Genomic DNA, 23927 nt, shown 5'->3' on the forward strand with positions numbered 1-23927 from the left:
GTTTTTTCTGTCCTCTCCGTTATCGTGTAAATGAGCAGTTTCACTTATTAGATTGCTATTGTATTTAAAGTTTTGAATAAGGAAAGACCGAGGAGCGTTGTGATGACGTTTTTCGGTCTTTTTTTGACGTAATGGGGAAGGCTGGAGGATGACATCATTCTGTCAGAACTTGTATGCTTGCGGATTGATGGAAATCTGGACGTGATTCTGTGATAATATAGGGTAGAGTGGAAGAAACAAATGGTTCAACTATACTGTAATTACAGCAGCAAAGCTGCCCTGAAATGATTGTAACGAACGATTCAGGAAGGAAAGAGGGATTTATTTTGTCTGAACAGGAAACGGTTCTGGAACCCAATGAAGAAACAATAAAGGCAGAACGCCATGAACGAATCATCAAACAGGTAGCCAAGGAACTGTCACTGTCCTTGAAGCAGGTCCGCACAACGTCGGAGCTTCTGGACGAAGGCAATACGATTCCATTTATCGCCCGCTACCGTAAAGAAATGACTGGAGAGCTGGATGAGAACCAGCTGCGATCGATTGAAGAACGCATTGTTTATCTGCGCAATCTTGAGGATCGCAAATTGGAAGTCATCCGTATTATAGAGGAACAGGGCAAACTGACCGGAGAACTGAAGCAATCCATTACGCAAGCTGTGAAGCTGCAGGAAGTGGAAGACTTGTATCGACCTTACCGTCAGAAGCGGAAAACGCGTGCCAGCGTGGCAAAAGAAAAAGGTCTTGAGCCCCTTGCTGTATGGATCTGGGGTCAACCGAAACAAGGAGATGTACTCCAGGAAGCTGCGAAATATATCAATGCTGAACTGGGTGTAGAAGATGCGGAGTCGGCGCTTCAGGGAGCCAAAGACATTCTCGCGGAGAATATCGCAGACGATGCTGCCATTCGTGCCTGGATTCGTCGGTACACCTTGGATCACGGGATGCTGACTTCAGAAGCGAAGGATGCTCAAGAGGAGTCCGTGTACGAGAATTATTATGATTACCGCGAATTAGCCAAAAAAATGCCTCCACACCGTATTCTCGCAATTAATCGCGGTGAACGTGAGAGTATTCTGAAAGTCGGCCTGGACGTACAGGCAGAACCGGCCCATCGCCATATGGAAGGACAGATCATTCGTGGTGCTTCTGCCGTGCAGGATATCCTGCGTGATGTGATTGAAGATGCATACAAGCGGCTGATTGCGCCTTCCATTGAGCGTGAAGTTCGTGGAGAACTTACGGAAAAAGGTGAAAATCAGGCCATATCGGTATTCTCGGCCAATCTGCGTAATCTGTTGCTTCAACCGCCGATTCATGGCAAACGTGTGCTGGGTGTGGATCCGGCCTATCGTACCGGTTGTAAACTGGCTGTAGTAGATGATACGGGCAAACTGCTGGAAGTGGCTGTGACCTACCCAACGCCACCACACAACAAGAAACGTGAAGCTGCCGAAGTATTCCATCGCATGATCAAGCAATATGATATCGGACTGATCGTCATTGGTAATGGTACCGGATCACGTGAGACGGAGCAGTTTGTTGCCGAGATCATTCAGGAGAACGGTGATGAAAGTCTTGTGTATCTGATTGTTAACGAAGCAGGCGCGAGTGTATATTCTGCATCCAAGCTGGCCCAGGAAGAGTTCCCGGATCTGGATGTTGCGGAGCGCAGTGCAGCTTCCATTGCACGTCGTGTACAAGACCCGCTGGCGGAGTTGGTTAAGATTGATCCAAAAGCCATTGGGGTGGGTCAATATCAGCATGACGTCTCCCAGAAGATTCTCGAAGAAAGCCTGAAGGCTGTCGTGGAATCCGCAGTTAACCATGTGGGTGTGGATGTGAATACAGCATCACCTTCGTTGCTGTCATATGTTGCCGGAGTTAATGCTACGATTGCCAAAAACATCGTGAAGTACCGTGAAGAAAATGGCCGGTTTACAAACCGCCGTCAGCTTCAGAAGGTGCCACGTCTGGGTGCCAAAACCTATGAGCAGTGCGTAGGATTTATGCGTATTGGTGAAGGTGAGAATCCATTGGATCGTACACCGATTCACCCTGAGTCCTACAAGGTGGTGGATCAGCTGTTCAAGGAGCTTCAGGTTGCACTGGACAAGCTGGGCAGCAAGGAACTGTCGGTATTACTGTCAGAGCAACAGCCAGAACAATTGGCTGCGAAACTGGACGTAGGTGTGCCTACATTGCGTGACATTCTGGACAGCTTGCAGCGTCCGGGGCGTGACCCGCGTGAAGAAATGCCGTTGCCAATCTTCCGTACAGATGTATTGAAAATTGAGGATCTGGTGGAAGGCATGGAGCTGCAAGGTACGGTTCGGAACGTTATTGATTTCGGTGCTTTTGTTGATATTGGGATCAAGAGTGATGGGCTTGTCCATATTTCACAGCTCAGCAACGGGTATGTTAAACATCCGATGGACGTTGTGTCTGTCGGGGATAATGTAACGGTCTGGGTTATGAGTGTGGATACCAAAAAAGGCCGTGTCGGCCTGACGATGAAGAAGCCTGCTTCTGCGCAACAGTCTTCTTAAATAGTAGGATTGGAGAACAGCCTTCCCTAACCAGGAAGGCTGTTTGTTGTCGACAGTAATAGTCCCGTTATCCGTTCTAATTCCTCTAGTAAGTACGGTGGGCAATATGTGCATTTTCTTAAAGTGCGTGTTCAAAGGGCCATCCTTCGTAATCCAATGCAGACTTTTATGAACAACCTCTTAAAGTTCGTTCTCCGCGCTGCGTGGTGTGCCATTTGCTGGTTTGTTACGATAAAAGAACCAGCATTCGTTCAGCAACTTGATTTGCCGGCTGTCCTTTTTGTGAAATGCACGCATCAGTTGATTGCAAAGCCATTGAGGCAAGGGTATCTCCTCCTCTTGCATAATTCATCTGTACGTTAGCATATGTGGCAATAGCCTGGACTGTGCGGGATAAGTGGAGGCCTCCGGCAAATCAATCTTGTTCACTCAAAAAAAGCACAAATCCCAATTCAGGGAAATGTGCTTTTCGTTCTCATCATTATAAAATGATACCTGCGGTGAATTAGAGAGCTTCCATCTCTTCTTCATACCATTGTTCCAATTGGGCCTGAAGAGCCCGGATTTCGGTAAGCAGAGAAATCAAAGGATAATGGCTTTCACGTAGTGCTGCAAAAGATTCTTCAAGCGCATTGATATAATCAAGGCCGCCGATGATAGTAAAATTTTCGTTTAGGAGATCGAGGCTGTCACATTCGGCGATCGCCCAAGGCAGGACAGGGACATCTGCTGCAGTGAGTTTATCAATTTCCTTGTGCAGGCGCAGGTTGAGCGCACTGAGTTGATAGGCGTAATCTGCCGGCATTTCCACGAACTGCAATTGTTGTTCCTGCTGCAGGATGACATAGCGCATTGTAGGCATAACGAGTAATAATCTCCCCTCATACATTCTACTTGACAGTGTAGCCTACGAAACGGTTAAAATTCAAGTATTATACCGGAAAAACAAATGCTCCGAGGGGGTGCAAGGAGAGGATATCGATGGAAAATGAGGAATTGCAACAATGGATTGAACAGGTATCACTGGATCATTTCGGAGTGCCGTTCACCCATAAAGCGTTGTTTAACAGTCGCCTGACCACGACGGGGGGGCGTTATATGCTCAAAAGTCACCGGATTGAGATCAATCCGCATCAACTCGAAGCCTATGGGCGAGATGAGGTTGAGAAAATCATCAAGCATGAGCTGTGTCACTATCATCTGCATATTCGTGGGCGCGGCTATCAGCATCGTGATCCGGAATTCAAGGCTTTGTTGCAGAAGGTAGGCGGCTCGCGTTACTGCCAATCGCTTCCTGACGGCAAAGGCAGAAAGCCGTTGCCATATCGTTATAAGCTGGTGTGCAAGAGCTGTGGTACGGAATATTTGCGCAAACGGAAAATAGATCCGAAGCGTTACCGTTGTGGTCGTTGTGCGGGAAAACTGGGGCTTCAGAATATCTGATGTGCGTTTCGTTCAATGTATTAAAGAAAGTGATGGAAGGGATGTTGACTTGGATTATTAATCATGGTAGATTAATCTTATTCAAGTTAATTTTCCCTGATAGCTCAGTTGGTAGAGCACTCGACTGTTAATCGAGTTGTCACAGGTTCGAGCCCTGTTCGGGGAGCCATTTCTTGGAGAGATACCCAAGTGGCTATAAGGGGACCCTCTGCTAAGGGGTTAGACTGCGTAAGCGGTGCGAGGGTTCGAATCCCTCTCTCTCCGTTCTGAATTAAACTTCTCTGCAAAGGGATGAGAACCCTAAAGGTTCGTCGGAGCATAAGCTTCGTTAGCAATACTTCGCAGTATCGAACGAAGTGAGAGTACTCCTCTTTCTCCGTTCTGATTGCACAAAGAATCCTCTTCACATTAGACCGGTTAACGGTCAGTGTGAAGGGGATTTTTTGCGTTTACTGATCTTTGCTTATCCCTGGTGTACGCCTCAGCCTAAAGTGAAATGCTCAACATCTCGTATAAACCTTTCTTGCCTGCTTCCGTTACTTCGACAGAGCGACTTCCTGTTTTTTGACGAATCCAGTCCAGTTCCGCTAACCGATGTCTGAGTTGTTCCCCAAGCATACCTGAGAGATGATGACGGCGTTCGCTCCAATCCAGACATTTGCGAGCGATGGCACGGCGTGATCCCGGCTTCATCTGAAGTTCAATTCCGAACGTAGTGAACCACTGTATTCCTTTCTCTGTAACTTGATAATCCTTGCTGTGTGCCTCTTCGGGGTCTGAAAGATACCCCTTTTGTACTAAGGCTTCACAGAGCGAGATTCCCAATTTCCCGGCCAGATGACCATAACAGGTCCGTGCATGACTCAGTTGTTGAAGCTGATCGGATTGTTTGAGAGAGCGGATCTGTACAGGCGGAGCAATACTGGCCATGCTTTTAATCAGATTAGCAATTTCTTTGTTTGCAAGACGGTAGTATCGGTGGCGTCCTTGTTGTTCAACTTCGAGTAATCCTCCCTCTACGAGTTTAGCTAGATGGCTGCTTGCCGTCTGGGGAGTGACACTTGCCATATGAGCAAGCTCTCCTGCAGGCAACGCACGGCCATCAAGTAAGGATGACAGAAAAATAGCGCGGCTTGGATCAGCGATTAACGACGCAATAACAGTAATATTCGGATATACATTCATACTTCGATCATACCTGAACTATTACTGTATTACAATCGAGTTGTATCGTCCCATATGGGTCAGATTGAGCTTATAAAGCATTGGAATGGGAACAGGAGAGGTACAGGATGAAAAAGATAACGAAACAGGACTTTGCTACAGAGCAGTTGTCTGCGAGTCCAGAAGTGATTCAACATGAGACGATTAATCCCAGTATTTTATATTATGGTACGCCTGTAGTGCTGCTGAGCACATTAAATGAGGATGGATCAACCAACCTGGCACCATTATCCTCGTCTTGGGCACTGGGGGATTGTCTGGTTCTCGGTCTAGGTACACAGGGCAAAGCCTATGAAAATCTGAGTCGAAACCCGGAGTGTGTAATTAATCTGCCGGACGCGACCATGTGGAAAAAGGTTGAGGCATTGGGTCGTTATACGGGAGTTACTCCGGTTCCTGAGGAGAAAAGGAAGATGGGCTATGAATATTGTCATGATAAATTCACTGTAGCTGGACTGACATCTGAATGTTCGGTTCAGGTAGCACCAGATAAAATAGTTGAATGTCCGCTCCAGATTGAAGCGGCTGTACAACACATACGTATTCCCGAACATACACCGTTCATGGCGATTGTTGAAGTGAAAGCGTTGAAGGTGCACGCACACACCAGACTAATATCTGGACCGAACAAGATTAATCCGGAGGAATGGCATCCGCTGATATATAATTTCAGACATTATTTCGGATTGGGCAAGAGACAAGGGGAAAATTTCCGGGCAGAGAATTGACTTGAGTAGAAGTTCTTTATTAGTCATGTAAAGATTGGGTAATAGTAAAGATAGACTCATGTAAGCATATACATAATGAAAGAGGTGATGTGCATGGAAGTGGAATATTTGATGCGTGTACTCATAGCTGGAATATGTGGTGTGCTAATCGGATATGAGCGCAAGAATCGAATGAAAGAAGCGGGAATCCGTACTCATTTTGTGGTCGCCGTTGGTGCTGCCCTGATGATGATTGTATCGAAATACGGATTCCAGGATCAGGCTGGCTGGGACAATCTGTCCCTTGACCCTTCAAGGATCGCTGCACAAGTTGTTAGCGGTGTGGGGTTCATTGGAGCGGGCATGATCTTCACACAGCGTCACACGGTCAGGGGATTAACCACAGCAGCTGGCATATGGGCTACGGCAGGCATGGGACTTGCTGTGGGTTCAGGTCTGTATTGGACGGGTGCGGGCGTGACACTGCTTATTGTCGTGGCACAGATGTTACTGCATAGACCTACACGCTGGCTGGTATCCGCTCGAACAGAGACGTTAACCATCCATCTGCAAAATGAGGGAGAGGCCCTGAAGACTGTTTTGGCACTGCTGGGACAGGAGAAGATCTCGGTCATCGGATTTAAGACTGAACAGCAAACAAGCACAGACTCCGTGGAAGAGACTGTGCTTGAGTTCACGTTGCAACTACCGGGTTCATACCGGGGCGAGCAACTGATTATTTTGTTACAGGACGTGCCTCACGTTCGATCTGCGGAGTTAAAATGAAGAGAACCTGCATGGATCAACAGGTGATCATGCAGGTTCAGTACTTAATTCAGTATGGGTCCAATTACTGACCTTCTCCGACAATCGTTTCTGGGCGGGATACCGGTTTACCTTCAAGCAGGCACTCGATGGCATGGGCTACACCGTGCTCCACATTGGTCAGCGTTATGGCTTTGGCTAATGCCTGGATTTCGGGTTCGCCATTACCCATGGCGATTCCGAGTCCTGCCATTTTTAACATGGAGACATCGTTGAAGTTATCGCCGATCGCTACTGTATCTTCCATGGAGATGTTCAGGTGAGCCGCCAGTTTGGTGAGGGCATTACCTTTGGATACGTCCGGGTGCTGCATTTCGAAGTTATGCTCAAAGGATACAACCATAGCGACATCGGATCGGGAAGCGAAGTATTCTCGTCCTGTCTTTACTTTGTCCGGATTCATGGAGAAGGCCATAATGTTATAGATGTAGGCTTCTGCCGGAATTTCGAGATGGCTGTTTACGCGGTGGTAGTCTTTTTTGTCATAGTGTTTCTTGATGGAGCGAATCATGCGTGCAATGTCCTCACCAGGGTTCGAACCAAGAACACGTTCCATCTCGGCGAGCAAGGTCTCATGACTGCTACGCGGGGCATAGATGCCTTGTTGCGTTGAAGCCTCATAATAGACATCATGATCTTCCAGCCACTGCATGACGGAAGCTGCTGTGTCACGCTCGAGCGGAAGATGGAATAGACGTTCACCGTCTGCATCATGAATTGTCGCTCCGTTGGAGCCGATAATCGGGGTTTTGATTCCGCCTTCGCGGCTGATGGTCACAACATCGGAATAGACACGTCCTGTTGCAATGGTAACTTTCATACCGGATTGCTGGGCCTTTTGGATGGCTGCGGCATTCTCCGGGCTAATCTGGCTATCTATGTTCAACAAAGTTCCATCTAAATCTGTGGCAAATAATTTCATATATTTACAACTCCTTATCATCTGTTGGTTCAGGAATGAGAATCTCAACCTGTTGTTCGGCTAGAAAAACAAGCCATTCTTTGGTTGGCCATTGATCCGTAATCAATACATCCACCAATGACCAGTCGGCAAAACGATAACCATAACGTCTATCAAACTTGGATTGATCTGCAAGAACAACAACTTTCTTGGCAGCTTTCATCATTTGGTGTTTAATTTTCCCTTCCTCTTCGGAAGCACTGAAGCCATCCATGGTGATACCGCCAATTCCGATAAAGGCTTTATCTACATAATAGTGGGAGAGGGTCTCGATAACAGAGGTACCGTAGACATAACGTTGTTCCTTATCTACTTTACCTCCGAGCAAACGAATCTGGACAGCAGTGTGATTGGAGAGAAGATCAGCGGAATGAATCGAATTGGTAATGACGGTACAGGATTTGCCGTTCAAGTTCTCGGCACAGGCCTGCACAGTCGTGGAAGAGTCCAGAATAATGATCTCACCTTCCCTTACAATGGCCGCAGCGAGTTTGCCGATGGCCCTCTTTTCCTCAGATACATCGAGTAAACGGTCTTTGTAGGATCTGAATTCTTGCGGAGGAGGGGGGAGAATCGCGCCGCCACGTGTTCGGATAATGGCATCCTGTTCCTCAAGCTTAATCAGATCCCTGCGTGCAGTATCCCGTGATACATCAAACAAGGAGACAATATCATCGGCTGAGATGCGATTGTGTTTGCGTAGATGTTCAACAATGAGCTGCATTCGTTCTTCTTGAAACAAACATGTCACCTCCGAGTGTATGGATGACCGTACTTATACTGATACTTTAATTATAAGTATTCTTAATGTGATTTGCAATATTATAAGTGAACGTAAGTTTTTATAAGTGTTTTGATGAATGATTTACATTGTTCCTGCATAGTGATGACATTGGCATGAATAGGGGAGGTGGCGAATAACGGGGCTCTGAAGAACAGTATGCAATGGACAAAAAGGCTTGAAAAATAAATTTTAAAAAAAGTATTGCAAGTTCAAAATGTCCTGTGGTATACTCATTCTTGTCGCCAAGAAAGACAACTTGTTATTAAGGCCCGTTGGTCAAGGGGTTAAGACACCTCCCTTTCACGGAGGTAACAGGGGTTCGAATCCCCTACGGGTCATATCTTCACCACCTCATGAGATCTACATTTTCGATGAGTAATCCTCAAAGTCATTGCTCTTATAGACAAGAATGAAGCATGGCACATCCGGTGAAGTTTACAGCAAGAGCCATTAGCTCAGTTGGTAGAGCACCTGACTTTTAATCAGGGTGTCGAAGGTTCGAGCCCTTCATGGCTCACCATTTTTACAATTGAATATGCGGTCGTGGTGGAATGGCAGACACGCTATCTTGAGGGGGTAGTGGGTGTATACCCGTGGAGGTTCGAGTCCTCTCGACCGCATCACAGCAACAACATAAGATAGACTTCTATGATCATTCATGGGAGTCTATCTTTGTGTTATACGATATACATCATTCTGTGCCAGGCATATAAAGGCTGAGCATTCAGGAATAATGTGGTATAATTCAAGCAGATGAGTTGATTATTACGGTTGGAAGGCGGTTCTTGTATGCAGTCGATCTATGAGCGAATTGAACACCTGATTGCCGAACGAGGAATGACCAAGAAGGCTTTCTGCCAACAGCTGAAGATTAGCACAGGCAATCTGGGTGATTGGAAACGTGGCAAGTCTATTCCGAGTACGAATAAATTAATTGAGATTGCTTCGTTTTTTGATGTGAGCCTTGACTGGCTCATGATTGGACGTCCATCGAAGGAAGCGATGGTTCGGGAAAAACGGGAGGATTATTTTTTTGACGTTTTGCGGCAATTGAATTGCCAAGAAAGTGAATTATCGACTGTGGAACAGTCTTTTATCAGCGAATATATTGAGTTCACCCGTTACCGCAAATCGAAAGAAAGTAAGGATGCAGGCGACTATCGCTATAAACCTGAGAACAAATCAGAGAACGATTCTGAGGAAAACGAAGCGTAAGTGATATGAGCAGCATCCATAGACTGAATGTACAAAAACCTCTGGACTAATCCGAACACACTCGGAGACAGTTCAGAGGTTTTTTGTATTAACCATGCATGCTTCATGCCCTTATTTACGAAAGACAAGAGTTTCTTTGCCCAGCAGATGGGGGCGGAGTGTGTTCCAGATCTGAAGACACTGCTCCTGAAGCTCCCAAGCTGCCATGCCAAGGAGTCGAACGCCGATGCCTCCGGTTGCCAGCAAACTTGCACCTGCGAGCATCCGTCCATCTGGTGGCAGCGCGGATCTGACTTGCTCCAACTCCGCAGTACCAAGCCCCGGTGCGATCATCCACAACGCAGCGGTATGGGTATAGTGAAGGAGGGATGCTGAGTGTTTGGGATCATCGGTATCCGGTTCGAGTCCGAATCGATCCCAGACAGCCAGTTGTTCACCTTGCCATATCTCCGTCAAGCTGCGGTAACGCTCGAATTGGAAAACTTCTCCCCGATGAATCCGTCCGGCAGACCAGATATCTGCATAGGCCAAGATTGCCCTCTCTTCCAGCTCAAAGGTTACAGCGAGCGAAGAAGAACTTCCTTTGAAGGGAATGACGCATTCAGGAAAGTATTCCAGCGTGGCCCCTTTTCCCAACCGAAAGTGATGATTAACGGATGAGGGAATGGAAGGTGTAGGATGAAGTCTGGTAGCAGATGTGCTGCTCAGCATGACATGGGTGCCTTCACCTAATTCCCACTCGGAATGATAATGATCCCCGTTAAGGACTCCTGGAGAGACGTCTGACGTGTACACACATAATTCGGTTCCGCCTCCGGGAGGTCGAAAGGATCGGCTAAACCGGAGAGGTGCGCTGTAATAACGATCAGTCATGACAGTCCGGTCGATTTGAAAGGCAAAGGTGGCCCGAAGCTCGCTGCGGCGTGTGACGGGCGCACCTGCACTTTCATTCCTATTTATCTCTGTTCCCGTGGGGACAGAAGATGAATTAATGCGAGTGAGTGCCATGTTCATGGCTGTGTGAATGCAGATGTGCAGCGGAAGCATCGTCATCCATATATTGATGTTCGAGCCAGTGGACAATCTCGGATACACCTTCACCGCTCATTAGATTAGACATGACATAAGGGCGGCCTTCGCGTACCCGCTCGGTATCATTTTTCATAACTTCCAGGCTTGCTCCAACGTAAGGGGCAAGGTCGGTTTTGTTGATTAACAACAGATCTGAACGCGTGATGCCAGGACCGCCTTTGCGAGGAAGTTTCTCCCCTTGGGCAACGTCGATAATGTAGATGAACACATCAGCGAGTTCCGGACTGAATGCAGCAGAGAGATTGTCGCCGCCACTCTCGATGAAGATCAGTTGCAGATCCGGGAAGCGTTCAATTAACTCGTCAACCGCTTCGAAATTCATGGAGGCATCCTCGCGAATAGCGGTGTGCGGGCATCCGCCTGTCTCTACGCCAATAATACGCTCTGGTGCCAGGGCATTCTGACGCAGCAAAATCTCGGCATCTTCCTTGGTATAAATGTCATTCGTGATGACAGCAAGGCTATAACGTGTACGCAGTGCCTTGGACAGCTTCTCCACCAGGGCTGTTTTACCTGAGCCTACCGGTCCACCAATTCCAATTCGCATCGGACGACTCCGATCAAATGCCTTACGTTCCCACTCCGGATGATGCGTATGATTAGCTCCTCCACACATAACAATTCCTCCTTGGTTAGATAAAAGTTGTAGTTAAGACATAAACAGCCGCGCGGGTAAGGTCTCATGCCGCATGGCGTAGATTTCCTGGGCGATTCCGAAGCTGTGCATATCTTCCGGGTCATTTTCCCGAATGAGCGCCCATTCCGCTTCGATATCATCAAGCAGTTTCTGAATCAACATCTGCGCTTCGGTTTGTCCGATGGGCAGCAGGCGAAGTGCGCTGTTCACATAAGCGTTCACCGAGGTATACAGATGCCCGGTAACGGCTTCATCCAATTCAATCTCCAACTGATAGTTGATATAACCGTGAATGGTCGTGATGCCGCAATACGCGCCATGTTCCCGGATGGCCTTATCAATCAGGGAAAAGTCCATCCATGGATAGAGTGAACGGGCCAGCTTGAGCAGTCGTTTTCCCATTTTGTGGCCGCTTTCCCTGAGTTCCCGAGGGGAGCGCTGGGCGTGGACACGTTTATCATACAGGGCAAGTAGAGCGGCATCTTGCTGTTTTATCGCCTGATAGACGCCTTTGATGGCAAGACCATCTAGTCGTACAAGACTGGAGTGAAGCTGGTTGCGAATAAACTGTTCAAGCTGCGCGGTATTTTGCACGGTGCCATCATGCGTGTAAGCTTCCAGACCGAAGGAATGGGAGAAACCACCGATGGGCAGGGCCGAATCCAGCAGCTGAACATAACGGAGTAGCTTCGTGCCACTGTTCATCATGAGTGCCCCCTTATCAGCTAATCCGTATTCCTCTCAAAACATAAAGTACCGCTGTGCCATAGGCAACTCGTCCGCGGGTTCACAGGTGAGAAGCTCGCCGTCGGCGCGTACCTCATAGGTCTCGGGATCGACTTCAATGACAGGGGTGACGTCGTTATGAATCATGTCTTTTTTACTGACAGAGCGACAGCCTTTAACGGGTTCAACCCGCTTTTTCAGACCTAATGTCTCTTTGATCCCCGCATTTGCTGCGGCTTGGGAGACAAAGGTGATCGATCCGTTGGCGATGGCGCTACCATAAGCTCCGAACATGGGTCTGCCAAATACCGGCTGAGGTGTCGGAATGGATGCATTGGGATCACCCATCTGGGCGAATGTAATCATGCCACCCTTAATGACAATCTCGGGTTTAACACCGAAGTAGGCCGGTTTCCATACGATTAGATCGGCCAGCTTTCCAACTTCCACCGAACCGACGAGATGACCGATTCCGTGTGCAATAGCTGGATTGATGGTGTACTTGGCGACATATCGCTTGATCCGATCGTTATCGGAGGGGGAATTCGGGTTGAGCTCAAGTTTGCCGCGCTGTTTTTTCATTTTGTCGGCTGTCTGCCAGGTGCGGATAATGACTTCACCCACTCGGCCCATGGCTTGAGAATCGGAACTGATGATGCTGAACACGCCAAGATCATGCAAAATGTCTTCGGCTGCGATTGTTTCGGGACGAATCCGTGAATCCGCAAAAGCGACATCTTCCGGGATGGAAGGGTCCAGGTGATGACACACCATCAACATGTCGAGATGCTCTTCTACAGTGTTGCGTGTGTACGGTCGTGTTGGGTTGGTAGATGAGGGGATAACGTAGGACTCCCCAGCGGCCCGGATAATATCCGGTGCGTGTCCGCCACCAGCGCCTTCCGTATGGTACGTGTGGATCGTCCGGCCGTTGATCGCAGCCAGGGTGTTTTCGAGAAATCCGGTTTCGTTCAGTGTATCGGTGTGGATAGCGACTTGAACATCATGTTCCCCGGCGGCAGTCAGACAAGCGTCGATAGCGCTCGGGGTAGTGCCCCAATCTTCATGCAGCTTCAGGCCGATTACCCCAGCTTCAATCTGTTCAATTAAAGGTGCGGTACTGGAACTGTTGCCTTTGCCAAGGTAACCGATGTTCATGGGAAAAGCCTCTGCCGATTCTAACATCCGGTGGATGTGCCAGGCTCCTGGTGTGCAGGTGGTGGCTTTGGTTCCTGTTGCAGGTCCTGTTCCGCCACCGATCATGGTCGTGACCCCGGAGGATAACGCAGTCCGAATCTGCTGTGGGCAGATGAAATGAATATGGGTATCAATGCCGCCAGCGGTTACAATCATGCCTTCACCGGCGATGATTTCGGTGGAAGCACCGATGACCAATGCGGGATGAACGCCGTCCATTGTATCCGGGTTACCGGATTTGCCAATGGCGCAGATGTGACCATCCCGAATGCCGATATCCGCTTTTACAATGCCCCAATGATCGATAATGATAGCGTTGGTGATAACAGTATCAGGAGTGCCGTCACTTCGCAGAGCAGTAGTAGACTGGCCCATCCCGTCGCGGATAACTTTGCCGCCCCCGAATTTGCTCTCATCTCCGTATACGGCATAATCATGTTCAATCTCTGCCCATAGTTCGGTATCTGCAAGTCTTACGGCATCACCGGTTGTCGGTCCAAACATCGAAGCGTATTGTTCGCGGCTCATTCGTTTCATGAAGGTTCACCTCCATCTTGTATGGGAGGAGAGAACGTCTTCAGGAATGCCTCCAGTTTCAGTGGATCAGGAGCTTGATCCGCAGAGCCTTCGGTTAATCCGTTGAACCCGTGAATCTGGCGTTTGCCGCCAAAGGTCGTGAGTTCAACAGGTTTCTCTTCACCGGGTTCGAAGCGAACTGCGGTGCCTGCCGGAATGTGCAGACGATGTCCAAAAGCTGAGGTGCGATCAAAGTCCAGTGCTGCATTAACTTCATAGAAGTGAACGTGAGAGCCGACCTGGACGGGGCGGTCGCCGCGGTTAAGGACAAGGAGTCGTAGGGTTAAACGATCCGGATGACAGATGATGTCGTCATCTGGCTTCAAACGGTATTCACCAGGAATCATGGTTTCTCCTGCCTTTCTCAGCGGATGGGTTCATGTACGGTAACCAGTTTTGTACCGTCAGGAAATGTGGCTTCTACCTGTACTTCAGGAATCATATCGGGAACACCATCCATACAGTCTTCGCGTGTCAGGATGGTGCCTCCGTATCTCATTAATTCGGCAACACTCATTCCATCCCGTGCTCGTTCCATCAGTTCGGAGGTCAACAAGGCGATGGCTTCGGGAACATTCAACTTGAGTCCGCGTGCTCTTCGTTCACGGGAGAGGTTAGCGGCCACGGTAATCAGGAGTTTTTCCTTTTCCTGCTCAGTCCAGTGCAAGGCAATCCGACCTTTCGCTTATAATGTCTGATATGTTCATGGATCATATTGTATGTTAAATATACTCACACAGGGTGAATCCTTTGTCAATAAGCTTCAAGGCATATTAGCAGTATGCATGAAACGAGTAGGCATGAAATAAAATTATGTAAGCTATATTGACATGAAGAGAGGAACCCTCCATAATTTGGATCAACGAACATTTCGGACGCAAATGACCTTAATGTTCGTCAATAGACTAAAAAAAGGGAGTGTAGGCTATTGAAGAAGAGGTCGGTCAAGTTATGGAGTATTTTGCTGGGTGCGGTCATTGTGATGACAGGATGTGTGGAGGGCACTGCGCCGCCTGAAGCTTCGGGTTCAGGTGGTACAGGAGAGCCGGCTGCATCCGGTGATACGATTAAAGTTGGCATTCTTCACTCTCTCAGCGGAACGATGGCGATCAGTGAAGTATCTGTTAAAGATGCGGAGATGCTTGCCATTGAAGAGATCAACGCCGCGGGCGGAGTTTTGGGTAAACAGATTGAGCCTGTAATTGAGGATGGCGCTTCGGATTGGCCTACTTTTGCGGAGAAGGCTGGAAAGTTACTGCAACAGGATAAGGTCGCTGCTGTATTTGGTGGATGGACCTCTGCAAGTCGGAAGGCTATGCTCCCGGTGTTTGAACAGAATAAAGGTTTATTGTTTTACCCGGTGCAATATGAGGGATTGGAATCGTCGCCAAATATTTTTTATACAGGAGCAACAACCAATCAGCAGATCGTTCCATCCGTAACCTGGTTACTGGAGAACAGGGGCAAGACGTTTTATCTGCTCGGTTCAGATTATGTATTCCCAAAAACGGCCAATCAGGTCATTAAGGCACAACTCGCAGCAGAAGGCGGCGAAGTAGTGGGTGAAGAATACACACCGCTGGGTCATACCGATTATAGTACCATCATTAGCAAAATCAAAGCTGCAAAGCCGGATATTGTATACAATACGCTGAACGGAGATAGCAATGTGGCCTTCTTCAAACAATTGAAGGATGCTGGAATCTCCTCGGATCAGATGACGACCCTCTCGGTGAGTGTAGCGGAGGAAGAAATCCGTGGCATTGGTGCAGACGTATTGAAGGGACATCTGGCTTCGTGGAATTATTATCAGACAACGGATACACCTGAGAATGCAACATTTGTTGCCAAGTATAAAGAAAAATACGGTGCTGATCGAGTGACAGCTGATCCGATTGAAGCGGGATATGTGGCGGTTTATCTCTGGAAGGCAGCGGTGGAAAAAGCAGGATCAACCGACGTGGAGAAGGTGAAGGCAGCTGCCAAGGGTCTGGAGTTTGATGCCCCGGAAGGTAAGGTAACCGTGGATGGAGAGAATCAGCATATCTACAAAACCGTACGGATCGGTGAGGTGCAGGAGGATGGGCAGTTCAAGGAATTGTGGAATTCTGGTGAGCCTGTCAAGCCGGACCCTTATCTGAAAACGTATGAATGGGGAGCTTCCCTCAGCGCTAAATAACATAGAAACCTCGCAATAAAACAGGCAACTCGCTTCAAAGCAGCCGACACATAAACGAGGGTGTGACAACACATCCTCTCACCGCATCGCGGTAAAGCGTTACTGTGATATGAAAAATATTGCTGCCGCTAATTTAAGTTGTGAAATATCGAGAGTCACGGTATGGAGGAGGGGATAGCGATGGATATGTTTATCCTGCAGATGTTCAATGGTCTGAGTATCAGTTCAATTCTGTTGTTGATTGCATTGGGGCTTGCGGTAACGTTTGGACTGATGAATGTCATCAATATGGCTCACGGTGAACTGATCATGATCGGTGCATATGCAACATATGTAACACAAAATCTGTTCATGTCCTATGCTCCAGCGGCGTGGTTTGGTGCCTACTTTATTGTGGCTCTGCCGATTGCGTTCATTGTAGCGGCTCTGATTGGCTGGTTGCTTGAAGTGGTGCTGATCCGGCATCTATATGGCAGGCCGCTGGACAGTCTGCTGGCGACATGGGGTGTAGGCATGATGCTGCAACAACTGGCCCGTACGATATTCGGAGCGCCAAACGTGGGAGTATCCAGTCCGGCTTGGCTCAATGGGGGATTGGCGATCTCGGATGGTATTGTATTTCCGTATAAACGAATCTTCATTATCGCACTGGTTGCGGTTGTGCTGCTGTGTATGTATCTCTATATCTATCGAACATCTTCCGGAAGACGAATGAGGGCTGTAATGCAAAATCGGAGCATGGCGGGGTGTCTTGGGATTTCGACCCGGCGGGTGGATGGCATGACCTTTGCGATTGGTTCGGGCATTGCCGGAATTGCTGGCTGTGCATTAACGCTCATTGGTCCGATTGGTCCTTCGCTTGGTACGTATTATATTGTGGATGCGTTCATGGTCGTTGTCCTGGGTGGCGTAGGGAAATTGGTCGGAACCGTGTGTGGTGCATTGGGGATTGGTATGTTCAACACGCTGTTCGAAACCTATACATCGGCCTCCATTGGCAAGGTGCTTGTGTTTGTATGTATCGTTGCTTTCCTGCAATGGAAACCACGCGGATTGGTCGCGATGCGTACACGGAGTCTCGATTAACGTGAAAAAGGGGGTTAGTTCATGTCCGCTTTACTCAAGACCGGCAGTCTGAAAATGAGGATTATCTGGGCGGTTGTGCTGATCATGATGTGTCTTGCTCCATTAATCTCCACGGAGTTTCGTCTGAGTCTGTTAGCCAAGTTTTTGGCACTGGCAATCCTGGCCATCGGTCTCGATCTGATATGGGGATATGGGGGTGTGCTGAGCCTTGGGCATGGGGTGTTCTTCGGTCTGGGTGGGTACGCGATGGCGATGTATCTGAAGCTTCAGGCCAGTGGAGCAACGCTTCCTGACTTCATGGGATGGAGTGGTCTCAGTGGTCTGCCGTGGTTCTGGGAACCATTTCGCTCTTTCCCGGTGGCGCTGTTATTGGGGATAGCCCTTCCAGCATTGCTTGCCTTTGCTCTGGGGTGGTTTACGTTCCGCAACCGGATCACCGGTGTTTATTTTACCATCCTGACTCAAGCTTTGGTTCTTATTATGGTAACACTCTTTGTTGGTAAACAGGAATGGACGGGTGGGACAAATGGCATCACCGGATATAATTCGATCTTTGGTTTTACACTTCATTCCGCTGGAACGACGATTGCTCTCTACTATATAACGCTTGCTGTTCTGGTGATCGCGTATGTGCTCTGTCGTCGAATGGTGAACAGTCGGTTCGGCCAAGTGCTCGAAGCTGCGCGTGATGGAGAGAATCGGGTGCGATTCCTCGGATATGATCCGGCAGGATATAAAACGCTGGCTTTTGCTTTTTCCGGTGCGCTTGCAGGCATCGCGGGCATGTTGTTTGTTCTTCAGGTGGGTATTATCTCGCCATCCATGATGGGGATTGTGCCCTCCATTGAGATGGTCCTGTGGGTTGCGCTGGGTGGTCGCGGTACTCTTATTGGAGCGGTCATCGGAGCGGTGGTGCTGAATGCAGCCAAAACAGGCATAAGTGAGGCTTATCCCGAAGGATGGTTGTTTGTCATTGGTGGGCTCTTTGTAACGGTCGTTTTGTTCATGCCAAACGGTATTGTAGGTGTATATCGTCATGTCGTTCGCTTGCTGAAGCGGAGAGGAGAGAGTGCGCATGTCCAAGTCACTCGGGAAAAACCTGAAGTCTACTGAGGAATCGACAGTGTTGGTAGCCGAGGATATTACAGTGGCCTTTGGTGGGTTCGTTGCTGTCAAAGGCATGAATCTGAAGCTGCACGAACATGACTTGCATTTTCTGATCGGACCCAATGGTGCTGGGAAAACAACGATGCTGGATGTGATATGCGGCAAAACAAAACCCATGTCCGGCTCGGTGAAGATGGCGGATGGTACGGAATTAACACGACTGAAGGAGCACCAGATTGTTCGCAAAGGTGTGGGACGCAAATTCCAGGCGCCATCGATCTTTGCAGGTCTGACGGTGCAGGAGAATCTGACGCTGGCGGCGGAGACTCGCCGTTCTCCTTTGCAAGCCATTGGCATTCGGAGATATGGGAAAATGAGTGCTGCCATGGAGCGTGTTACCCTCCAGATTGGTCTGCAAGATCGCGTTGATGCTCGTGCAGGAGCGTTGTCGCATGGGGAGAAGCAGTGGCTGGAGATCGGCATGTTGCTTCTGCAGGAGCCGCGGGTGTTGTTGCTGGACGAACCAGCCGCAGGCATGACGGATGAAGAAACACATAAGACCGGGCGACTTCTGCAAGAGATTGCGCGTGAACGCTCGGTTGTGGTGGTGGAGCATGATATGGAGTTTGTGCGAGAGTTCGCAGCCAAGGTAACGGTGATGCATGAAGGGAAACTGCTGAAGGAAGGTACGATGGCGGAGGTACAGGCAGACCCGAAAGTGGCAGAAGTGTATCTGGGCAAAAGGAGGGATGACCATGCTGTCGCTGCAACGAATTGAATCCGGCTACGGGGAAAGCAATGTGCTTCGTGGTGTGAACCTGGATGTACAGCCTGGACAGGTGGTGTGTCTGATGGGCCGTAACGGTGTAGGGAAAACAACGTTGATGAAAACATTAATGGGGCTGCTCAAAACACGTAAGGGCAGTATTCGGTGGCAAAACCAGGAGTTATCCACCTTGGACACAGCCAAGCGGGCAAGGGCAGGGATCGGTTATGTACCGCAGGGGCGGGAGATTTTCCCGCAGCTTACGGTGAAAGAAAATTTGTTGCTCGGTCTGGAGACAAGTGCGCCGGGAGTAAAAACGTTCCCGGAGGATGTACTGGCGATGTTTCCAGTGCTTGCGACGATGTATGGACGGCAGGGCGGGGATCTGAGTGGTGGACAGCAACAACAGTTGGCATTCGCCCGGGCACTGGCTTCGCGTCCGGGGTTGTTGCTCCTTGATGAGCCGACAGAAGGCATCCAGCCTTCTATCGTGGAGGACATTCGGCAGGTTATTTTGCAGCTCAAGGCAAAGGGGAACCTCTCGGTTCTGCTGGTAGAGCAGAGTATCGATTTTGTACGAAGTGCCGCAGACTACATCTATATCATGGACAAAGGGACCATAACCCTGCATGGGACACCGCAAGAACTGGATATGTCGCAGTTTGAACATCATCTCTCCGTATAGTTATAGTTAGTCGGCGAGAGGAGAAAGGTTTCAGGAACGCTTGTCCAGGATATTCGAGTATTTCGGATATAACCGCCGGATGCATTCCGGACAGATGTCATGGGTGAATTCGGCGTGGGTATGCTTCTCCAGATAACTCTCAACGGAGTTCCAGTGTTCCTCTTCGTCCTTGATTTGTTTGCAGACGGCGCAAATAGGCAGCAGTCCGCGCAATGTGCGCACTTCAGACAATGCCTTCTTCAATTGGTGTTCTGTCTTTCTCTGTTCGGTAATATCCATGTGTGAAATCAAAGCGAGATCGGTATCCAGAATTGAATTTGCATAAGATAGAGGGGTGAGTTCTACACGAAACCACCTCTTTTCGTTGTATACAGTATACACGCAGATGTCATATGTATGATTTCGATTAAAGGGTATTCCGCGTTCTTTCAAATTCTGTGCGACAAGTGCCATGTTTGCGTTCTTGCCTCGTTTTGCCCAGGCTTCCGTCAGGTGCAGGTAATGTCTATGACTACTGTGTATATCCGGGTTTGGTGAGCATTGACCGAGTCCCTGTTGCCAGGCACGGTTACAACTTTGGATAATCCAATTGTGATCAACGATGATGAGCTGGTGACGTATGGACTGGAACGACAGCCTCTCCAGATCGGATGTAACATGTCTCATGGATAGGACCCTCCTTTGGCAGAAATCTTATCTCAGTTCATCTGGAATATCCAAAATATCAGCGACCAGGTGCCTGAATCGGGTTGCTTTGCGTGTGCCGTGAATAAGATTGGATAAACGATAGGGTGGGATGCCATGCTGTTCACAAAAGGTCTTCTGGTCCACTTGAAGTTCGGTTAGCCGTCGTTTGATGGCCCATCCGAACGGAGTAACTGGTTTTTTCTTGTTCAAAAGGGTTCACCCCTGATTAGAATGTAGTATTCAGCCGCCCTTTCTTCATGTAGAATATATAGAAATGCGAGCTGTATGTTTCATTATATACGTAAATTCGTCATCTAACAATTAAAAAAGACGGAAAAAAGTGTATTTTGTGATGATAAATGGCGTAAATACGTAAATAAAACAAATAAAATGACAAAAAACACGTCGGCAAGGAGGTTGCCGCGTGTTTTTTAGTTTGTTTGAATGAAGGGGAGCAGGTATGAGGAGGAAGAGGATTAGGCCCTGTAGGCATGAAGTCCAGCTCCAAGCATATGGAAACTGGGGAAAAATGATTTCATGGACATCGAGGTTGGCTGTGCCAGTCCATCCGCAGCCGAGGCGCTGACGGTCTTCCATTCATTCTCCAGATCTGTGGCCAGGCGGACCATCAGATCCTTGGTTGTATCGTTGTTCAGGGGAATGACTTTGGAGGCTTCGGTTATGCAGGCATTCATGGCTGAATGCAGGTAACCAAGGACCGCCTCTTCGACCGGGATGTCGAGGTGGTGGTTAATCCAGGCATGAACAGTGGAGAGGCAGCCAACCGAATCGTATTTGGCAAAAATCTGTTCGAGCTGGCTGAATTCAATCCAGGGGTGCAGAGCGCGTGCGAGTCTGATCAATCGTTTACCCATGGCGGCAGCTTGTTCTCTGAGATCTCCAGGGGTTCGCTGAACATGGACGAGCTTGTCGATCAGAGCTATCCGCCATGTATCCTTGTGATCTGCTGCGGTATAGATGCCTTTGATGGCCATACCTTCAAGACGAACGATGCTGGGATGCAACTGACAACGCATGAATGATTCGAGATCTTCAGCATTACGAATGGTACCCTCCCTGATATGGATATCCATGCCGAAGGAATGGGTGAACCCTCCAACCTGAATAGAGGAATCAAGCAGTTTGACATAATCGAGCAGCTTATTCCCACGGTTCACAATCATTCGCCTCCTGTGTTCGTTAAATGTTACTTAAAGTGACATTTATATTCCTTTTTGTTTGCTTTATGTTTAAAAATCCGAATTATATGATAGTTATCATCCCATAAATGTCCGCTTTTTGTCAATAGCATCAGTGAAATTTAATGGATCAAATCTGGGATTTAATATTTGTGTTATTTTATATAACTTATTGTGTTATTTATGTGGTGAAGTGCAGGGAGGACTACATATAAGGAAGGACTATATATAAATGAATCAACAAGATCGGCTCTTACCGAAAAAGAGGGGATCAAATCTAATAATATGCAGTTCATGGGTAAAGATGACGAGATTATGCGATTTTTGATGAAAATGCCTAGCTGAAAAAGAAGTATTAAAAAATACTTTACTTTTAGTTCAGAACCCGGTATAATCAACTCTGTTGCCGATTATTTACGACATGCGGTCGTGGTGGAATGGCAGACACGCTATCTTGAGGGGGTAGTGGGCGTATGCCCGTGGAGGTTCGAGTCCTCTCGACCGCATCATATGAACGATTAAAAAGAAGCTTTCCGTTAATGGAAAGCTTCTTTTTTTTTGTCTTTTGCGAACAGTATGACATCAAAGTTGAGAAAAAAAGGCCATCCATTACCGGGGCAATGGTGCTCTACCTTCCGGCTACGGGTGGCCAATGTATTATTTTTGCAGCAAATTCTTGATATCTTCTTCAATCTTGTCCGGTGTTGTTTTGGGAGCATAACGTTTAATGACCTGTCCGTTCTGATCCACGAGGAATTTGGTGAAATTCCATTTGATTGCTTTGGAGCCGAGCAGGCCAGGAGCTTCTGTGCTAAGGTGTTGGAAAAGAGGGTGAGCGCTTGAGCCGTTCACATCAATTTTCTCAAACATGGGGAAGCTCACGCCATAATTCATCTGACAGAACTCGGCAATATCGTCGGAAGATCCTTTTTCCTGTGCAAACTGGTTGCTTGGGAAACCAAGGACTTCAAATGGCGCATCCTGGAACTTGTCTTGCAATTCTTGCAGACCTTTGAATTGAGGGGTAAGTCCGCATGAGCTTGCCGTATTCACAATCAGGAGCACTTTGTCACGGTAGTCGGACATTTCAACTTCTTGACCGCGAAGGGTATTCACTTTGTAATCGTAGACTGTCATCTAAATCGCCTCCATTTATTTACTCTTATATCTTCTATTATATTGGTTACAATTAAATAATGCAAAACTTATATGGTGTTAAAAGAATCAAAACAGGCAAGTTGTGCAGAATACGTGAATGAATTGCGAAGTGATTTTCGTCAGAGTGAGAATTAGATAGCCTTGAAGAGATGGATAGAGTATAACCTTATTGTAAGCGTTATTATGGATGAGTATTGGCAAAAATCTGCCGATTCGGTGATCTGTGAGGACTTTACACCGTCATGGCACGGGTGTATGATTCATAACGTAATTTCAATTTAAACTAAATTGTATATGAAAAACGAAACAAACGATAATATCGCTCGATCTTATCTTAAGATATACGAACGATGTTTTAATCGCTGAGTTTCCATTCATTCATGAGTGGAAAACGGGGGAACCAACGGAATGCGCTGTCCAGGACAGTAGGCATTCATGGGGTGAATTTTCCGGTGACAGCCGGAAATAGGGCGACTCTCGCGCCCGAATCCGTCAGCTAACCTCGTAAGCGTTAAAGGGAGAGGCAACAAGCCGTACGCTGGTTCATGGCGTTTTCGCCATGGATTCTTTAAGAAGCGTTCGGGAGGCCTTGGTCCCCCACGCTTCTTTTTTGTTGTCTTTTCACGCCAAGGGAGGAACGAATGATGGATACTGAGATGATCTTAGTGACTGCTCCAAATGAAGCAGGACGCAAATTTATCAAATTGCTGATGTACAAAAAAATGCCGTTTGCCGTTCTAACCAACAGTGCAGGGGAAGAGCGCCGACTCCGTAGAATCGGAGTAGAACATGTCATTCGCATGAATACGGCTGCAGCTCAAAAATGGTTTTTGCCGCAGGGCAGCGTAGGCAACGTGTTTATTTTCGAGAACAGCCTGAATCTGACCTGTCGTTATTTACAGATCTGCCGTTCATGGACATCGAAATCCCTGTGCGTCATTACGGAGCAGAGTCATCCTAAGGGCATCTATCGGGGCATGGGCGCAGACCGGATTGTATATTCGCTCAATGGGGAAGTTGGCTTTCTCCTCAATGGTTAATGCCATAGCTTGTGATTGCTCAGGTGTGAGGTGCCTGTTATAATTGAATGTATCGATAAACGGAAGTTTGAGGAGACTCATGCA

26 protein-coding genes, 6 tRNA genes and 1 riboswitch are annotated in these 23927 nt (G+C 48.0%); of the genes, 17 read left to right on the forward strand and 15 right to left on the reverse strand.

The window, feature by feature from the left end; all coding sequences use genetic code 11:
• The first annotated feature begins 326 nt into the window (after positions 1–326).
• The gene (locus BS614_RS10795; protein WP_074093978.1) at positions 327–2549 is read left to right on the forward strand and encodes a Tex family protein; all 2223 of its coding nucleotides are present in this window, start codon (positions 327–329) and stop codon (positions 2547–2549) included.
• A gap of 180 nt (positions 2550–2729) precedes the next feature.
• Here BS614_RS10795 and cmpA read toward each other — a convergent pair whose 3' ends face one another.
• Complete coding sequence (cmpA, locus tag BS614_RS31105; RefSeq protein WP_017690033.1) at positions 2730–2873, reverse strand: cortex morphogenetic protein CmpA; 144 nt, start codon at positions 2871–2873, stop codon at positions 2730–2732.
• Positions 2874–3054: 181 nt separating this feature from the next.
• The gene (locus tag BS614_RS10800; protein WP_074093979.1) at positions 3055–3411 is read right to left on the reverse strand and encodes a hydrolase/acyltransferase; all 357 of its coding nucleotides are present in this window, start codon (positions 3409–3411) and stop codon (positions 3055–3057) included.
• A 119-nt stretch (positions 3412–3530) separates the two neighbouring features.
• Here BS614_RS10800 and BS614_RS10805 point away from each other — a divergent pair, with 119 nt between their 5' ends.
• From BS614_RS10805 to BS614_RS10815, 3 genes are all read left to right on the forward strand, one after another.
• On the forward strand, positions 3531–3992 hold the full coding sequence (locus BS614_RS10805; protein WP_074093980.1) for a SprT family protein: 462 nt from the start codon (positions 3531–3533) through the stop codon (positions 3990–3992).
• Between the two features lie 93 nt (positions 3993–4085).
• Positions 4086–4161: transfer RNA gene (locus tag BS614_RS10810), tRNA-Asn, on the forward strand.
• A 6-nt stretch (positions 4162–4167) separates the two neighbouring features.
• Positions 4168–4256, forward strand: a tRNA-Ser gene (locus BS614_RS10815).
• A gap of 222 nt (positions 4257–4478) precedes the next feature.
• Here the strand turns inward: BS614_RS10815 and BS614_RS10820 are convergent.
• A complete protein-coding gene (locus BS614_RS10820; protein ID WP_074093981.1) occupies positions 4479–5177 on the reverse strand; it encodes an ArsR/SmtB family transcription factor in 699 nt (232 codons plus the stop codon).
• Between the two features lie 107 nt (positions 5178–5284).
• Between BS614_RS10820 and BS614_RS10825 the strand changes: the two genes are divergently transcribed.
• Both BS614_RS10825 and BS614_RS10830 read left to right on the forward strand, forming a co-directional pair.
• The gene (locus BS614_RS10825; protein WP_074093982.1) at positions 5285–5944 is read left to right on the forward strand and encodes a flavin reductase family protein; all 660 of its coding nucleotides are present in this window, start codon (positions 5285–5287) and stop codon (positions 5942–5944) included.
• A 93-nt stretch (positions 5945–6037) separates the two neighbouring features.
• Positions 6038–6709: an MgtC/SapB family protein gene (locus tag BS614_RS10830; RefSeq protein ID WP_017690026.1), complete on the forward strand. Its 672-nt coding sequence runs from the start codon at positions 6038–6040 to the stop codon at positions 6707–6709.
• A 64-nt stretch (positions 6710–6773) separates the two neighbouring features.
• On the opposite strand, the gene BS614_RS10835 is transcribed toward BS614_RS10830, so the two are convergent.
• Together BS614_RS10835 and BS614_RS10840 are read right to left on the reverse strand one after the other, a co-directional pair.
• The gene (locus BS614_RS10835; protein ID WP_036610865.1) at positions 6774–7670 is read right to left on the reverse strand and encodes a Cof-type HAD-IIB family hydrolase; all 897 of its coding nucleotides are present in this window, start codon (positions 7668–7670) and stop codon (positions 6774–6776) included.
• Between the two features lie 4 nt (positions 7671–7674).
• On the reverse strand, positions 7675–8451 hold the full coding sequence (locus BS614_RS10840) for a DeoR/GlpR family DNA-binding transcription regulator (RefSeq protein ID WP_074093983.1): 777 nt from the start codon (positions 8449–8451) through the stop codon (positions 7675–7677).
• Positions 8452–8759: 308 nt separating this feature from the next.
• On the opposite strand from BS614_RS10840, the gene BS614_RS10845 reads away from it, so the two are divergent.
• The 4 genes from BS614_RS10845 (at position 8760) to BS614_RS10860 (ending at position 9708) form a co-directional block, all read left to right on the forward strand.
• Positions 8760–8831 (forward strand) — tRNA-Glu (locus BS614_RS10845).
• Between the two features lie 106 nt (positions 8832–8937).
• Positions 8938–9013 (forward strand) — tRNA-Lys (locus BS614_RS10850).
• Positions 9014–9030: 17 nt separating this feature from the next.
• A tRNA-Leu gene (locus BS614_RS10855) sits at positions 9031–9113 on the forward strand.
• A 169-nt stretch (positions 9114–9282) separates the two neighbouring features.
• Positions 9283–9708, forward strand: coding sequence for a helix-turn-helix domain-containing protein (locus BS614_RS10860; RefSeq protein ID WP_036610863.1), 426 nt, complete (start codon positions 9283–9285; stop codon positions 9706–9708).
• Between the two features lie 111 nt (positions 9709–9819).
• Here the strand turns inward: BS614_RS10860 and BS614_RS10865 are convergent, their stop codons facing one another.
• Genes BS614_RS10865 through BS614_RS10890 form a run of 6 tightly spaced genes read right to left on the reverse strand, consistent with a single transcriptional unit; the run spans position 9820 to position 14603 of the window.
• Positions 9820–10791: an urease accessory protein UreD gene (locus BS614_RS10865; RefSeq protein WP_167544396.1), complete on the reverse strand. Its 972-nt coding sequence runs from the start codon at positions 10789–10791 to the stop codon at positions 9820–9822.
• The gene (gene ureG / locus BS614_RS10870) at positions 10697–11416 is read right to left on the reverse strand and encodes an urease accessory protein UreG (RefSeq protein WP_017690021.1); all 720 of its coding nucleotides are present in this window, start codon (positions 11414–11416) and stop codon (positions 10697–10699) included. The genes BS614_RS10865 and ureG overlap by 95 nt, the downstream gene beginning before the upstream one ends.
• A 33-nt stretch (positions 11417–11449) precedes the next feature.
• Positions 11450–12145: an urease accessory protein UreF gene (locus BS614_RS10875; RefSeq protein WP_084174487.1), complete on the reverse strand. Its 696-nt coding sequence runs from the start codon at positions 12143–12145 to the stop codon at positions 11450–11452.
• Positions 12146–12178: 33 nt separating this feature from the next.
• The gene (gene ureC, locus BS614_RS10880; protein WP_074093986.1) at positions 12179–13897 is read right to left on the reverse strand and encodes an urease subunit alpha; all 1719 of its coding nucleotides are present in this window, start codon (positions 13895–13897) and stop codon (positions 12179–12181) included.
• Positions 13894–14283 carry an urease subunit beta gene (locus tag BS614_RS10885; RefSeq protein WP_047842024.1) on the reverse strand — a complete coding sequence of 130 codons (390 nt, stop codon included), beginning with the start codon at positions 14281–14283 and terminating at the stop codon, positions 13894–13896. The genes ureC and BS614_RS10885 overlap by 4 nt, the downstream gene beginning before the upstream one ends.
• A 17-nt stretch (positions 14284–14300) precedes the next feature.
• Positions 14301–14603, reverse strand: coding sequence for an urease subunit gamma (locus tag BS614_RS10890; RefSeq protein WP_036669066.1), 303 nt, complete (start codon positions 14601–14603; stop codon positions 14301–14303).
• A 261-nt stretch (positions 14604–14864) separates the two neighbouring features.
• Here BS614_RS10890 and urtA point away from each other — a divergent pair, with 261 nt between their 5' ends.
• From urtA to urtE, 5 genes are all read left to right on the forward strand, one after another.
• Positions 14865–16115: an urea ABC transporter substrate-binding protein gene (urtA, locus tag BS614_RS10895; RefSeq protein WP_074093987.1), complete on the forward strand. Its 1251-nt coding sequence runs from the start codon at positions 14865–14867 to the stop codon at positions 16113–16115.
• Positions 16116–16295: 180 nt separating this feature from the next.
• Positions 16296–17201 (forward strand): urea ABC transporter permease subunit UrtB, encoded by a 906-nt coding sequence (urtB, locus tag BS614_RS10900; RefSeq protein ID WP_074093988.1) that lies wholly within the window; start codon positions 16296–16298, stop codon positions 17199–17201.
• Positions 17202–17222: 21 nt separating this feature from the next.
• Positions 17223–18314, forward strand: a complete 1092-nt coding sequence (gene urtC / locus BS614_RS10905; protein WP_074096792.1) for an urea ABC transporter permease subunit UrtC — start codon at positions 17223–17225, stop codon at positions 18312–18314.
• Positions 18277–19086, forward strand: coding sequence for an urea ABC transporter ATP-binding protein UrtD (gene urtD / locus BS614_RS10910; protein ID WP_074093989.1), 810 nt, complete (start codon positions 18277–18279; stop codon positions 19084–19086). Before urtC ends, urtD begins: the two co-directional genes overlap by 38 nt.
• On the forward strand, positions 19064–19759 hold the full coding sequence (gene urtE / locus BS614_RS10915) for an urea ABC transporter ATP-binding subunit UrtE (RefSeq protein ID WP_074093990.1): 696 nt from the start codon (positions 19064–19066) through the stop codon (positions 19757–19759). The genes urtD and urtE overlap by 23 nt, the downstream gene beginning before the upstream one ends.
• Positions 19760–19789: 30 nt before the next feature.
• On the opposite strand, the gene BS614_RS10920 is transcribed toward urtE, so the two are convergent.
• From BS614_RS10920 to BS614_RS10930, 3 genes are all read right to left on the reverse strand, one after another.
• Positions 19790–20425 carry a nitrogen regulation protein NR(II) gene (locus BS614_RS10920; RefSeq protein ID WP_074093991.1) on the reverse strand — a complete coding sequence of 212 codons (636 nt, stop codon included), beginning with the start codon at positions 20423–20425 and terminating at the stop codon, positions 19790–19792.
• 27 nt (positions 20426–20452) lie between these two features.
• Positions 20453–20656: a hypothetical protein gene (locus tag BS614_RS10925; RefSeq protein WP_017690011.1), complete on the reverse strand. Its 204-nt coding sequence runs from the start codon at positions 20654–20656 to the stop codon at positions 20453–20455.
• A gap of 266 nt (positions 20657–20922) precedes the next feature.
• Positions 20923–21624, reverse strand: coding sequence for an urease accessory protein UreF (locus BS614_RS10930; protein ID WP_162158974.1), 702 nt, complete (start codon positions 21622–21624; stop codon positions 20923–20925).
• Positions 21625–22068: 444 nt separating this feature from the next.
• Between BS614_RS10930 and BS614_RS10935 the strand changes: the two genes are divergently transcribed.
• Positions 22069–22151, forward strand: a tRNA-Leu gene (locus BS614_RS10935).
• 151 nt (positions 22152–22302) lie between these two features.
• Here the strand turns inward: BS614_RS10935 and BS614_RS10945 are convergent.
• The gene (locus BS614_RS10945; RefSeq protein ID WP_036610823.1) at positions 22303–22782 is read right to left on the reverse strand and encodes a glutathione peroxidase; all 480 of its coding nucleotides are present in this window, start codon (positions 22780–22782) and stop codon (positions 22303–22305) included.
• 371 nt (positions 22783–23153) lie between these two features.
• A riboswitch (cyclic di-AMP (ydaO/yuaA leader) is annotated at positions 23154–23329 on the forward strand.
• A gap of 115 nt (positions 23330–23444) precedes the next feature.
• Here BS614_RS10945 and BS614_RS10950 point away from each other — a divergent pair.
• Entirely contained in the window at positions 23445–23843 is a 399-nt protein-coding gene (locus tag BS614_RS10950; RefSeq protein ID WP_235193755.1) for an HAD family hydrolase, read from the forward strand.
• Positions 23844–23927: the final 84 nt, after the last annotated feature.

The sequence above is a fragment of the Paenibacillus xylanexedens genome, from assembly GCF_001908275.1.
GTDB classification, from domain to species: Bacteria; Bacillota; Bacilli; order Paenibacillales; family Paenibacillaceae; genus Paenibacillus; species Paenibacillus xylanexedens_A.